A 12,907-nucleotide genomic window follows, 5' to 3' on the forward strand; every position below is an offset into this window, starting at 1 on the left:
ATCTAAAATCAAGATGTTAGTCAATGGACCATCCAGCGAAAAATCCATTCCTAACTGCGCTACCAATTTGTGCGACTTCAACACAGTCTCCGATCAATCGTGACGTAGGGTATTTTTTCCAAATACTTTCGGCCAGTTCACTTTCAGATTGCGTTCCAAAGGCTGCAACAACAGTATCTGCTTTGAGTTCAACTTTCGTTCCGTCTGCTTTTTCGGCTGTTAAACCAGTATCTGTAAACTCTATCACTTTGTGTCCTGTTAATTGTTCTACATTATATTCATTTAATTTAAATAGTAATGGGTTACGATTATCCATTAGTTCCGTAGCCGCAAGTTCATCTAACATTTCAACAATACTAACTTTCTTCCCTTCCATTGCCATTTCAAGTGCAAAATCACAGCCAGATAAACCACCTCCAGCAACTACGATATTGTCTCCTTTTACAAACTCAGGATTTTGATGTGCACTGATAACTTCAACTACATTTTCTTTATCAATCCCCTTAATTTTAGGTAGTAAGGGTTTTGCACCCACTGCAACGATGATTTGGTCTACATTCTCTAATTCTGAAGATTCCTCAGTGATTTTGTGGTTTAAGCGGATATCTACTCCAAATTTGTTCAGTTGTCTTTCTTGCCAATCAATCAGATCTTGTAATCTTTTTTTGAAAGGTGGTGTTGCAGCGGCATTAATTTGGCCACCTAGTTTATCAGACTTTTCGTATAGCGTGACCCTGTGACCTTTTTTTGCTGCTATTCTTGCTGCTTCCATTCCGCCAGGACCACCCCCGACTACAACAACTTTTTTAGGGAGCTCCGTTTTTGTCATAGGATATTTTTTCTCAAATGCGGCGTGGGGATTAATTGCACATGATATGGTTCTATTTTGATATAATCTTCCAACACAAACTTCATTACAGAAAAGACAAGGTTTGATTTCTTCTGGACCTTCAAGTCTGAGTTTATTTACCCAATCAGGGTCTGCAATAAGTGGTCGTCCTAGCATGATAAAATCAGCTTTTTCATTTTCTATAGTTTCAACTGCTGTTTCAGGTGTGTGCGTACCTGAATTGAGTACAGGAACGTTTACTTCTTTTTTTATTGCGGCAGCGGCATCCGCCATACATCCTAGTCCTGTATAAATAGAAGGAACTATCCATTGTTTTTGTTCATAACAGCCTAAATCTATATCAAAGGCATCCATTCCTAATTTTTCTAGATACTTTACAATTTCGATACTTTCTTCTACAGTTCTTCCACCTTCAAAATCGTGGTCGGCTGCCATTCTGATTAAGATAGGGAAGTTAGGGCCAACTTCATCTCTCATCGCCTGATATATTTCGGTAACTAGACGCATGCGGTTTTCAAAACTTCCTCCGTATTCATCGGTTCGTTTATTCCAAATTGGTGTCATAAACTGATCAATGATATAACCACCATGGGCATGAATTTCTAAAGCATCCACTTCTGCAACTAGAGCCATTCTTGCAGCATTCCGATATGATTCTACAATGTCTTTAATTTCGTCTTTTTCTAAGGGACGGCATAATTGATCTGGAAAGAAGAATGAAGGAACTGCTGAAGCTGAGACCATCTGTCTTGAGTCAAAGGGGAAAGCGTTTCTTCCAAGACCACAACTTAACTGTAGACAAATTTTAGCACCATGAGCATGTACTGCTTCTGCCATACGTGCCCAGCCTTTCATTTGAATATCAGTACCAACAGCTGTCATTGATTCAATCCAAGGGTCGGTTTTGTTAGTGACGTATTGAGCTTCGGCAATTATCATACCAACTCCGCCTTTAGCTCTGGCTTCATAATAATCAATCTGTTCTTGTGAAATACTTCCATCATAGTTTTCGTTGAAGGTACCCATAGGTGACATTACAAGTCGGTTTCTTAATTTCATATCACCTATCTTAACACCTTCAAATAATCTTGAATACTTGTCCATTATGATTCCTCCCTGTACAATAGAATTGAACTCTTGTTAATTAACTAACAAGTCAAGCTTATCATAACTGAATTTTCTGTACATTGTTGTAGTTAACGAAAATAGCAGAGTGATATTGTTCATTTTGCATCCTATAAAATGAGGTGAGCTATGTGAGTATTAATATTGACATTATCCAGGCGGAGCTAAGCAGGTTAAATAAATATAATTTAAAGCTGATCAAAAATTGCTCAAGGCATGTTCGATTAAAATCAGCAAAATTAGTTACTGGCATCAATATGGAGTACGAAAAGAATATTATTTATGTTGGAACTGCCTCTATGATTCCACAGGACCTTTATCAAATAGAAGGGATAAACCTTGTTGTTATTAATGATTATGAGGATTTGGAGTTTGACAATTTGAATACAAAAGGAGATATTATTGAGGTTGATGAAAAAGCAGAACTTTTTACGCTTTTCAATGATGTACAAAATATCTTTATTTCAATAAATCGTTATCAAGAAAGCTCCGCAGCCCTGTTAAATTCACTAATTAGGGGGAGGGGATTAAATTATATTGTAAAAATAGGATCACAAATTTTAGGTAATCCAGTAATACTTGCAGATAGCTCGTATAAACTTTTGGCATATTATGCGGAAAATGAAGTAATTGACCCTGTGTGGAAAGATCTAACAACAAAAGGGTATTGCTCTCACAATTTTGTTAATTTATTTAAAAGACAAAAGTTAATCGAAAAGGTTGCAAAAAGCCCTGAACCAATTTTAGTTAAAACTGGATTGGCAAAAGATATCCGTAGATACTTAGGTAAAATTTTAATAGATGATAAAATAGTGGGTCATTTAGGCGTATTAGAATATGATCAAAATTTTAAAGAGGAAGATCACGAGATCACAAAGCTTCTTTGTGATGTCATTTCTTCTGAAATGCAAAAAAACAATTTGTTTAGAAATTTTAAGGGAGTTATGTATGAAAGTTTGATACTTGACCTTTTGGATAAGAGGGTTAATGATAGGAGAATAATGGAAGAAAGGTTAAAATCTTCACAATGGGAGCCCTCTGATTACTATAAAGTTGTTACAATAAATGTGCCCAAGGATAATACTACTTCTCATATTGTGAACTACCTCAGAGATAGAATTGAGAGACTGATTCCATTTTGTAAGTCCGTATGTTACGAGGGTAATATAGTTTTATTGCTCGATTTTAAAGAAACTGATGATATAGAAAATATCGACAGGAAATTAAAAGATTTTTTAAATTCTAATAATCTCACAGCAGGGGTTAGCTTTACATTTAATGATTTAATGAAATTGGGGATTTATTATAACCAATCTGTAAATGCGCTTCAATTTGGTGAAACTTTAGATACAAAAGGACCATTGTTTTATTTTGAGTCCTATTATATATATAATCTTCTGTCAGAGGTATCAACTCGTCAAAATTTAAGTAGTTACTGCCATCCTGCTATATATAAAATCATAGCGTATGATAAAACAAATGGTACTGATTATTATAAGACTTTATATGAGTACTTCTTAAACTGCAATAATATAACAATGACAGCTAAAAAACTATATATCCACAGAAACACTATGGCACATCGGTTAGAAAAATTGAAAGAAATAACTGGACTTAATTTTGATGATGGAGAACAATGTTTTCGTTTATTTCTTTCATATAAAATACTTGAGCTTGAAAAAATTTAATACAACGATTTTTAAATTAAAATTCATTGAAACCAGTAGATCCGGAAGCACACACAGCTCTGTTAGCCATAAAATACTCTTATTTATACATTACTCAATAGGCTTTTGAAGATTGGGCCTTGATGGTAAAGCCTGTTCTAGCTGTAGAGATAACAAATCATGTTCTTCAGCAAATTCTAATAGTTCCTGGGCTTCGCCGTAAACTAAAACTCCAAAAACATTAACTCCATTTTTATCAATATAATTTAAAGCATGTTCATAGTATTCAACTTTACCAGGATCATAATCTAAAGCTTTAATAAAATCTTCTCGATCCGTCATGTATTTCAATAGTGAACGATAATGGGTTTCATATATTTCAGCCCATGATTCTGGACCACTATCTCGTGGTTCTTTTGTTGCGTCAACCAGCTGAAACAATGGATATTTATCAGGATTAGGACGAGCATCACTAATGGAACCTGTTATATTAGGGTTAAAACCAGTTAGATAATTTCTGTTGTTACCATGACTTTTGTCCTTATTATGGTCATCATGAGTTCTAACCCCTGCCCATTGGATATCTAAGTCTTCAAGTTCTAGCTTCATCTTTGCAAATTCTTTCAAATCCATATCTTCTTCAAAAGTCAGGTAAACTGAGACATATGAGACGGGTGATAAAGATTCAAGATGTTCCATCATTTTCTCTGGTTGATTTTCGTATACACCTTGCTCATAGAGTGAAGGATTTTTTACAACTTCAAACCCGAATGAATGAGAACTGGGCCCTATTCCTTCCAATGTTCCGATAAAATCACCTTGTTTAAGTTTAATAGTTTGGCTATCCATTTCATCTATAAATGGATCATGTTTCGAATAACTAATGGAATAGTTACCAAATCCCTCGGATTCTACATAATTTATTCCTGCCATATTAACACCAGGTACATTAAGCTCTGATAATGCTTTAAAATCAAACTTGATATCCGGAGAATCTTCCCCCATGGATGTTTCTGAAGGATTGTAAAAAAACATGCCTACTAAAGGTGACAACACAAAGAAAATACTTGTATACAAAATAACTACAATTATTACAGCAGTAAAGACCACCTTTCTAAGTCGTTGATTAACTAGTTTGTTGATATTCATACTTAGCGTATTTTTAGTTTCTTTTATAGTATTATTTTCTTCATAAGAGTTAATTTTTTTATTATCTTTCTCATCAAACTTATCTTCTTCATCTTTTGAATTAGCAAGTGATAAAAAGTTTTCAGTATAATAATCTTCAATTGCTTCGAATTTTTCTAATTCCTGCTCCACAAGCTTTATTTCATCTTTAGTAGCTTTACCTTTCTTATATTTTTCTAATAAATGTTTAAAACTCATAAATATCCTCCTTCATCAGTCTTTTTAGTTTCTTTCGCGCTCTATGTAAAGTTGTTTTAATGGTTGAAGGATTGGAATTCAAAGTGACAGCAATTTCTTTTATACTTAAACCTCCATAATAATAGAGGATTATAATTTCACGGTAATTATTAGGAGTGAGAGATAATATTTTTTTGTATATTTCATGATCCCTTTCATTTTTTATAATTTTTTTCAAAGGTGAATCTTGATTTTGATTATCCAAAATTATTTCATAATCTTCTAGTGAAAAATGATATTTGCTTGTTCGTTGATAATCAATAAATAAATTTTTTAAAACCCTAAAAAGCCAGAATTTTATATTATTATCGGGTGTCTCTAAAGTTAAGAAGGCTTTATAAAAAGTTTCGCTTACTAGATCTTTAGCTAATTCTTCGTGTCTGCAAAGTGATAAGGCGTAGAAGTAAAGTTCTCTATGGTATTTTTTATAGGCTAATTCAAATGGATTTTTTTTCATTAAAGTACCCTCTTTCTCATAAAGTGCCTCCACTAAAAAAACGAATGTAAACGTAAAAGGTTACACTTATTTTTAAAAAAGTGAATTGATTAAAAAATTGATTTTTTATTAACAAGCTATTCATGTAGGTCTCGCAGACAGAGTTTGTCCAACATATTTAGAACGTGAAATTTTAGTTCTAAATTTAAAAGGGTTTTTTCCTAAAAAATGGAATATAATATAATAATAACTTAGATACGCATTTAATGAAGAGGAGACAATAGAAAAAGATGACCATTCTTATTGAAAGACACTCGGATTCCGAATTGACCGTTAAATTCGATTATACTAAAGAGAGGGTTGAATTGTTAAATTAGTTTCCAGGAAGAAGATATGATCGCAATAGTAGATGTTGGTTTGTACCCAATACATCAAAAGCAATAAAAACGCTTAAACAATTATTTGTAAAAGAGAAAATTATAGATGCTATCGAAGCTACAGACCAGCTTGACCTAAACCAAAAGAAGATAATGCGAGAATTTGAAAAAACCTTGAAATTAAAAGGTTATACTGAAAAAACTATAAAAGCTTATATAGGTCACATAAAACGTTTCTTGAAAGTGGGATTAAATATAAATAATAAAGAAGATATCCAATCTCATATAATTTTTCTTCTCGAAAATAATAATTCTCATTCCTATGTAAATCAAGCCATAAGTGCACTGAAGCTTTTAAATAATGAAATTACGAAAAAAGGTTATGTAGATGTTCATGGAATTAAAACTTGTGTGAATCAGCAAATAAAAGTTAATAGACCTAAAAAAGAAAGGAAATTACCAAATGTTTTGAGTCAGAAAGAAGTTTTAGAACTACTTACCGTAACAACTAATATTAAACACAAAGCTATTTTGTGCATAATTTATTCAAGTGGTCTCAGGGTTGGTGAAGCAGTCAGGTTAAAACCAGAAGATTTAGATGGAGAGCAAAAAATAATTCATATAAAACAAGGAAAAGGAAGGAAGGACCGTTATACTATTTTATCGGATAATGCTCTAAAAATATTAAGAAATTACTATAAAATTTATCAACCTAAGAAATGGCTTTTTCCTGGACAAAATGAAAATCTGCATTTGAGCGAAAGATCAGTTCAAAAGATATTTCAAAAAGCTAAGCAGAAAGCTAATATAAATAAAAAAGTATCAGTTCATTCTTTGAGACATTCGTTTGCGACTCATTTACTAGAAGCTGGAACTGATTTAAGGTATATTCAAAAACTGCTAGGTCATGAAAGTTCTAAAACTACTGAAATTTACACACATATTACGACTCAAAATATTTCAAGAATTGAAAGCCCACTAGACAAGTTAATGGAGGAAATATAGTAAGACAAAACTTTAAGCTCAATATATAAAAAGCTAAAAAAGTTCAATTTGAAAAAGCTAAAAAGCCCAATAAATGTTTTTATTAACTATTAACTTTAGCACTATAATTGGTATTAACGAAATAAACATCGCAAACCCATTTAAATATGAAGTATTCGCGAACACTTCAATCAGCGCTTCGCTAATTACGAAGTTATGTGAAATCGGGCAAAAAAATACTGCTATTAGTGGTAGCAGTTATAATTTAAAGCCATTATCTCTAGCAAGATTAATAATATACTTCTTTATATGGGTGCAATACTCAAGAGCTTTATCAGCTTCTTCATTAGTCACAGTTGAGAACTGACCAGGATATCTTGCTTCAACAGCAAACTCATTCAAATATTCTGCAGCTTCCATAATATCATTAGGGATGTTTTTGTCTAATAACTCAAGAAGATAACTTAGATTATGAGATTTCTTAAAATCTATTTGGAGTAATACCAACAATCCTTTGATATATTTTTCAGCAGATTGCTGACAGTGAAAACAAGTAATATGATTTATTTCTTTAAAAAGCATTTTAGCTGCTTGTAGGTCTTTCTCAGCAAATTCGAACCATTCCTTAGCTAGCGACTGTACGTCCTTGGTCATAAAGTAATTTTCCCTCCTTTTTAACATGGTAGGCAATTGTACCCTTAATCTTACATTCATTAGTAAATTCATTTGGAGTGTATATCAGAATATCAACGGGATAATAATTTTGACCACGTAATTGTTTTCTGAATTCTAAAGCACGAAATCTTTTTGGTTTTGAAGTTTCAGTAACAACCAGAAAATCTATGTCACTATTTTCATTTGCTTCATTTTTAGCTTGAGAACCAAACAGGTATATTTTATCTGGATCATAGAAGGAAACTAATTTATTTAAAACAAAATCAATATATTCTTCAACCGACATTGTTACACCTCCAAACTTGTAGGTTATTATATTATTATTTCAATAACATTCTGTTAATATCCTTTAATACATTTAAGGTTTGCCCGACCTCACATAACACGATTGTTTGCGTTGCTCCTTGCAGTCGCACCCTCCGGGACATTGCCTTTTGTCACGACTTTTGCAGTTAGCGGTTGAGGTAGTATGGCAGCAAAAGTCGTGCCAAACCCCTTAGTATTTTGTTTGGGCTTGTTATGCCGGGGCCGGCAACGTCGCAAACAACGGGAACGTTATATGAAATACCTCGCTAGTAATTTGGGATGTTATTCCAAAGCATTCAATGATATAATAGATTTGACAGGAGGTGTTGTTATGCAATGGTCTGAAGTAAGAAAGCAATACCCTAATAAATTTGTTAAGTTTGAAGTGCTAGATTATCATACTGATGATAATAAAAGGGTTGTAGATGAAGTTTCAATAATTAAAGTGATTGAAGACTCAAAAGAAGCAATGCAAGAGTTTTCTAAATGTAAAGAAGGCCAATTTGTTTACAATACAAAACATGAAAAGGTAATTATAGACGTAGTAAAACATATAGGAATTCGGAGGACTTCATAACAATGTATAATTTACGGTTTGAAAATGGGTTGTTATATGCTGACGCTACGATCTATCATGAGAAAAAAGAAATTACAATACCTGATGTAATAATTGATACTGGTTCAAGTCACACAATAATCTTGACAGACTTTTTATATGACTTGGATATTGGATTTGATGACTCTGATGAATTAGTTGTGATGTCTGGCATAGGAGGAGCAGAGTCCCCTGCAGTGAGAAAACAAATTAATAGTATTTCTATAGGCGATATTTCCGTAGAAAATTTGAAGACAGATTTTGGAGTGATAGATCCAAAAGGTAGTATTAATGGGCTTGTAGGAATGGATTTTCTGATACTAGGAAAAGTAACTATTGATACATACAATATGACCCTAAATGTGAGATGAGGGTCTTTTTTTATAAGTTATAATGCTCGGTCCATCAGCTAACACGATTGTTTGCGCTGCTCCCTTGCGGTCGCGCCCTTCGGGACATTGCCTTTTGTCACGACTTTTGCAGTTAGCGGTTGAGGTAGTATGGCAGCAAAAGTCGTGCCAAACCCCTTAGTATTTTGTTTGGGCTTGTTATGCCGGGGCCGGCAACGTCGCAAACAACGGGAACGTTAGCTGACATTTTGCAAGTGCGTTGAAAAAGGAAAACAGTGGCTCAAGGGCCACTGTTTAATCAAATTTAATATGAAGATCTCTGTCGCAAGCTTTGGCTATTTTATATAAAAGCTCTATACTTGGATTGTAGCTTTCGTTTTCTAATCGGGAGATTGCAGATTGTTTTGTTCCTATTTTTTCAGCTAATTCTTTTTGACTTAAACCTTTTTCCTTGCGAAGCTTAATAACTTGTCGTTTGATATCATAAAGGACTTCTAAGTTATCATATTCTTTTTTAACATTAGGGTTGTTAAATAGTTTTTCTTTAACTTTCTTATGGTTCATAATTATCACCTCTTTCAAGATACTTTTTTAACCTTTTTAAAGCCATATTCAAATCTTTTTTAGGGGTTTTGTTATCTTTCTTTTGAAAACCGTGGAGTAAAACAAAGGTATTATTATAATCTTTGAAAAGTATTCGAAATATGTTAGAACTATGTTTGATCCTTAATTCCCAAAGTTCTGTATTTTTAATTTTACGAATATGTGGCATCCCTAGAGAAAGTCCAAATTCTTCAAGAAGATCAATTTCTCGTAATATTTGGCCTGTTCTTTAGCGTATTGTTTTAAGATAAAGTTTACAACAGGTGATTCATTATATTCTTCAAAATATATTATTTCATACATGACTTCACCTCACACCTGTTAGTAATAAAATTATATCACATATATGTTATATAAACAATAAATTAAAAGAAATGCAAAACGTCAGATAAACCAGCTAATATTTGTCAAGGTTTTATTAATAATTTATCAATATAAGAAAATAATCCATGCCAAATAAACCTACCCAGCAAGTAAGTTTTTTTAGTGTAATACTGCTCTTTCAAAATAGATTCAAATAGAGTAATATTGTATCAAGAGGTCGAGAAAATGGTTCTACTCTTCAACATGCCATAAATTATTCTTAATAGCTTGTTAGAAGCTGCAATAATTGCAACATTAGGCGCCTTACCCTCGGAAAGCTTTTTAGAATAGAACTCAAATATCACGGGGTTTACAGGCTTTCCTTTTCTCTTTCTAATACCTGCAACAGTAGCCTGATAAAGAGCTTTTCTAAGATGATTCGATCCTCTTTTAGATATCTTGTTTTTAGTAGCCTTAAACCTTCCTGACTGAAAAACGCTGGGATCTAGTCCTGAAAAAGCGACTAGTTGTTTAACAGTAGGGAAGTTAAGGACGTCACCGATTTCAGAAAGAATGGTGGCAGCTGTCACTTCTCCTACCCCTGGGATGGAGAGGAGGAGCTCAAATTGAGGTGAAAGCCTAGCAAGCTTAACCATTCGATCCCGCATACGGGTCAAATTGTCTCTTAAGTTATTGAGGATAGAAATATAATCCTTGATAGCTTCTTCAAAAGGCCCTTGGGACAGGTTAACAGATAGGCTTTCTCTGGCAGCATTGTAAAGCATGTCCACCTTATCTTGGTACCACTTTTTAGGCATGTTAGCCAATTTCAAAGCTTTGATTATCTCTTCTCTAGAAGCTTCAAGTACAGCATTTGGAGAAGGGAAATGATAAAGTACATTTAGAGAAGTTTTAGAACAAAAATCAGAAAAAATCCCATTATACATAGGAAAGACCATTTCAACAAAGTCTCTAAATTTAAGCTGCGTTTCGCTAAACACCTCACAAATACCATCATACTGTCTACACATAGTTCGTAGATTTCTAGCCTGATCATCCATCCTAAACTGTAATTGATCTCCTTTAAGATAATAAACATTGGCAATTCTAACGACATCAATAGCATCAGTTTTAACCTTTCTTACAGCTTTATTTTTTTGTAAGTGGGTTTCAATGGGATTCAATGATATAACTTTAAATCCATTAGTTTCAAAAAAACTGACAATAGGGGTGGAGTAGTTTCCGGTGGCCTCTAGAACAACTTTAGCTTTAGAACCAGTTTCTATTTCAGTAGACTTAAGGATCTCCAAAACTTCAGATAACTCCTTATGGGTGTGCTTAAAGGTGAAGGTTTTGTCTTTCAAATTACCTTGAGAAAGAAACAGAGCAGCAGTACTATTTTCTTTTGAAACATCGATACTTAGTACAGGATCAGTCATAGAACTCCTCCTTTGTATTTGGGGGACCGAAGCTTTCCATCCTTCACAAGTTCGCTCGGTGATGCGGGTTAAAATACCCAACCAGCTTAATCGGGATATGGATGTAAGCTTAGGCTTGGACACTTTATTCGACGGGATCTAGTCCCAACACGATTGACGTCCTTCACCCCAGGGCTTTCTTAAGTATAGACTTTTTAGAAAAAATAAAAAAGGTTCATAGCCCAGACTAAGCTGGTTATGAACCAATAATACGAACACGATTGTTTGCGCTGCACTTCCTGCGGTCGCTTGCCCTTTGGGACATGCCCTCTGTCACGGAGGTTGCAATAAGTGAGTAGAATTAATGGAGGGGCAACCTCCGCGCCAGGCCGACTGTTGTCGGCCCGGGCACGTTGCAAACAACGGGAACGTTATCTGAAACATTGGGCAAAGCGTCTGCCCGCGTCCTGCGGGCAGTTGGGAAGACCTATTTGATGTAATGGTAAAAGTCATGAATTGATTTAACTACTAGAAAGGAAGAAAAGCAAGAGTTAAATGGGGTGATATTGATTTTTTCTCCTGGCGCAGGGAGCATTGGTTTTGATTTTATATCTTTTGTGTTACTTGTGATTGGAATTTCTTTAATAATTAAACCTAGATTGTCATTGCAATTGATAAAAGATAAAATTAATACTTTTGGTTTTTTAAATGTTTCTACTGAAACGACTGAAGTTCAGGTTATTACCATAGTAATAACAGGAATTATATTAATTTTACTAGGATTTCTTTATTTAGTTTCTTTTAGATAAAGAAGGTAACGAAGATATCCAAGAAATTTATCAGCCTCCGCCGTCCATGGCTTTGGCTGGACCTATAGCATCATATAACACGATTGACATTGCCTTTGTCACGTCTTTTGCAACCAAGAAAGCAAAAACTATGGGGGAGCAAAAGCCGTGCCAAGCTTCTTTGTAGAAGGATTAGGGTTAACATCTGATGGAGCCGGCATCGTCGCAAACAACGGGAACGTTAGACGAAAGACTAGTCAGTTTAGAATGTGGGTATAATATGTGGTAAAATATAGTAAACACTTTTAAAAGGAAGTGAGAATATGGACAAAAAGAAAATACTTATAACCCTTCAAAATAATAAAGACAAACTACAAAAACTTGGGGTAAGGAATATAGGTTTATTTGGGTCTTTTGTTAAAGAGCATCAGAAAGACAACAGCGACCTTGATTTTGTAGTTGAGTTTAAAAAAGGACAGAAAAATTATGATAACTATATAGAACTCAAGTTCTTTTTAGAAGAATTATTTGATAAAGAAATTGATTTAGTTACATCCGAATCAATAAAACCTGAATTAAAGGCAGAGATAATGGAGAGTGTTGAATATGCGTGACTACAGAGTTTATTTACAAGATATATTGAAATGTATTGAAAAAATAGAAAGCTATGTGAACAACATAACTTACAAAGCTTTTAGTTCAAACAATATGGTTCAAGATGCTGTGATTCGTAATTTAGAGATTATTGGGGAAGCTTCTAAAAGAATTCCAGAAGAAGTTAAGGAAAATGCTTCTCATATTGAGTGGAGAAAGATAGCTGGAATTAGAGATGTGTTAATTCATGACTACGCGGAGGTAGATTTAGAAATAGTATGGGATGTTGTACAGAACAAGTTACCGATTTTAAAAGATGGAATTAAAGATTTATTGAATAATTAGTCCATCGTCTAACACGTTTGTTTGCGCTAGCTCCTTTCAGTCGCGCCCTACGGGACATTGCCTTTG

16 protein-coding genes are annotated in these 12,907 nt (G+C 33.9%); 7 read left to right on the forward strand and 9 right to left on the reverse strand.

Going from position 1 to position 12,907, the window contains the following annotated elements; all coding sequences use genetic code 11:
- Positions 1-16: 16 nt before the first annotated feature.
- Complete coding sequence (locus tag NTHER_RS05220; RefSeq protein WP_012447483.1) at positions 17-1,954, reverse strand: NAD(P)/FAD-dependent oxidoreductase; 1,938 nt, start codon at positions 1,952-1,954, stop codon at positions 17-19.
- A 152-nt stretch (positions 1,955-2,106) separates the two neighbouring features.
- Between NTHER_RS05220 and NTHER_RS05225 the strand changes: the two genes are divergently transcribed.
- Positions 2,107-3,663 (forward strand): PucR family transcriptional regulator, encoded by a 1,557-nt coding sequence (locus tag NTHER_RS05225; RefSeq protein ID WP_012447484.1) that lies wholly within the window; start codon positions 2,107-2,109, stop codon positions 3,661-3,663.
- Positions 3,664-3,753: 90 nt separating this feature from the next.
- Here NTHER_RS05225 and NTHER_RS05230 read toward each other — a convergent pair whose 3' ends face one another.
- Both NTHER_RS05230 and NTHER_RS05235 read right to left on the reverse strand, forming a co-directional pair.
- Complete coding sequence (locus tag NTHER_RS05230) at positions 3,754-5,028, reverse strand: anti-sigma factor C-terminal domain-containing protein (RefSeq protein ID WP_012447485.1); 1,275 nt, start codon at positions 5,026-5,028, stop codon at positions 3,754-3,756.
- The gene (locus NTHER_RS05235) at positions 5,018-5,524 is read right to left on the reverse strand and encodes an RNA polymerase sigma factor (protein ID WP_012447486.1); all 507 of its coding nucleotides are present in this window, start codon (positions 5,522-5,524) and stop codon (positions 5,018-5,020) included. Before NTHER_RS05235 ends, NTHER_RS05230 begins: the two co-directional genes overlap by 11 nt.
- A gap of 509 nt (positions 5,525-6,033) precedes the next feature.
- Here NTHER_RS05235 and NTHER_RS05240 point away from each other — a divergent pair.
- Positions 6,034-6,885 (forward strand): tyrosine-type recombinase/integrase, encoded by an 852-nt coding sequence (locus NTHER_RS05240; RefSeq protein ID WP_012447487.1) that lies wholly within the window; start codon positions 6,034-6,036, stop codon positions 6,883-6,885.
- A 237-nt stretch (positions 6,886-7,122) separates the two neighbouring features.
- Here the strand turns inward: NTHER_RS05240 and NTHER_RS05245 are convergent, their stop codons facing one another.
- Both NTHER_RS05245 and NTHER_RS05250 read right to left on the reverse strand, forming a co-directional pair.
- Positions 7,123-7,518 (reverse strand): HEPN domain-containing protein, encoded by a 396-nt coding sequence (locus NTHER_RS05245; RefSeq protein ID WP_012447488.1) that lies wholly within the window; start codon positions 7,516-7,518, stop codon positions 7,123-7,125.
- Positions 7,490-7,825 carry a nucleotidyltransferase domain-containing protein gene (locus tag NTHER_RS05250; protein ID WP_012447489.1) on the reverse strand — a complete coding sequence of 112 codons (336 nt, stop codon included), beginning with the start codon at positions 7,823-7,825 and terminating at the stop codon, positions 7,490-7,492. Before NTHER_RS05250 ends, NTHER_RS05245 begins: the two co-directional genes overlap by 29 nt.
- Positions 7,826-8,176: 351 nt before the next feature.
- Here NTHER_RS05250 and NTHER_RS05255 point away from each other — a divergent pair, with 351 nt between their 5' ends.
- Together NTHER_RS05255 and NTHER_RS05260 are read left to right on the forward strand one after the other, a co-directional pair.
- Positions 8,177-8,422 (forward strand): hypothetical protein, encoded by a 246-nt coding sequence (locus tag NTHER_RS05255; RefSeq protein WP_041366924.1) that lies wholly within the window; start codon positions 8,177-8,179, stop codon positions 8,420-8,422.
- Between the two features lie 2 nt (positions 8,423-8,424).
- Complete coding sequence (locus tag NTHER_RS05260; protein ID WP_012447491.1) at positions 8,425-8,811, forward strand: retropepsin-like aspartic protease; 387 nt, start codon at positions 8,425-8,427, stop codon at positions 8,809-8,811.
- A gap of 273 nt (positions 8,812-9,084) precedes the next feature.
- Here the strand turns inward: NTHER_RS05260 and NTHER_RS05265 are convergent, their stop codons facing one another.
- From NTHER_RS05265 to NTHER_RS05275, 4 genes are all read right to left on the reverse strand, one after another.
- On the reverse strand, positions 9,085-9,354 hold the full coding sequence (locus tag NTHER_RS05265; protein ID WP_012447492.1) for a helix-turn-helix transcriptional regulator: 270 nt from the start codon (positions 9,352-9,354) through the stop codon (positions 9,085-9,087).
- The gene (locus NTHER_RS16495; RefSeq protein WP_012447493.1) at positions 9,344-9,562 is read right to left on the reverse strand and encodes a type II toxin-antitoxin system RelE/ParE family toxin; all 219 of its coding nucleotides are present in this window, start codon (positions 9,560-9,562) and stop codon (positions 9,344-9,346) included. Before NTHER_RS16495 ends, NTHER_RS05265 begins: the two co-directional genes overlap by 11 nt.
- Positions 9,563-9,564: 2 nt before the next feature.
- Positions 9,565-9,696 (reverse strand): hypothetical protein, encoded by a 132-nt coding sequence (locus tag NTHER_RS16360; protein WP_012447494.1) that lies wholly within the window; start codon positions 9,694-9,696, stop codon positions 9,565-9,567.
- A 230-nt stretch (positions 9,697-9,926) separates the two neighbouring features.
- On the reverse strand, positions 9,927-11,135 hold the full coding sequence (locus NTHER_RS05275; RefSeq protein WP_012447495.1) for an IS110 family RNA-guided transposase: 1,209 nt from the start codon (positions 11,133-11,135) through the stop codon (positions 9,927-9,929).
- Between the two features lie 545 nt (positions 11,136-11,680).
- Between NTHER_RS05275 and NTHER_RS05280 the strand changes: the two genes are divergently transcribed.
- From NTHER_RS05280 to NTHER_RS05290, 3 genes are all read left to right on the forward strand, one after another.
- Positions 11,681-11,923, forward strand: a complete 243-nt coding sequence (locus NTHER_RS05280; protein ID WP_238526120.1) for a hypothetical protein — start codon at positions 11,681-11,683, stop codon at positions 11,921-11,923.
- Positions 11,924-12,225: 302 nt separating this feature from the next.
- Positions 12,226-12,516 carry a nucleotidyltransferase family protein gene (locus tag NTHER_RS05285; protein WP_012447497.1) on the forward strand — a complete coding sequence of 97 codons (291 nt, stop codon included), beginning with the start codon at positions 12,226-12,228 and terminating at the stop codon, positions 12,514-12,516.
- Positions 12,509-12,841: a HepT-like ribonuclease domain-containing protein gene (locus NTHER_RS05290; RefSeq protein ID WP_012447498.1), complete on the forward strand. Its 333-nt coding sequence runs from the start codon at positions 12,509-12,511 to the stop codon at positions 12,839-12,841. The genes NTHER_RS05285 and NTHER_RS05290 overlap by 8 nt, the downstream gene beginning before the upstream one ends.
- The last annotated feature ends 66 nt before the right edge of the window (positions 12,842-12,907 follow it).

Origin of the sequence: Natranaerobius thermophilus JW/NM-WN-LF (assembly GCF_000020005.1) — a bacterium.
Classification (GTDB): Bacteria; Bacillota; Natranaerobiia; order Natranaerobiales; family Natranaerobiaceae; genus Natranaerobius; species Natranaerobius thermophilus.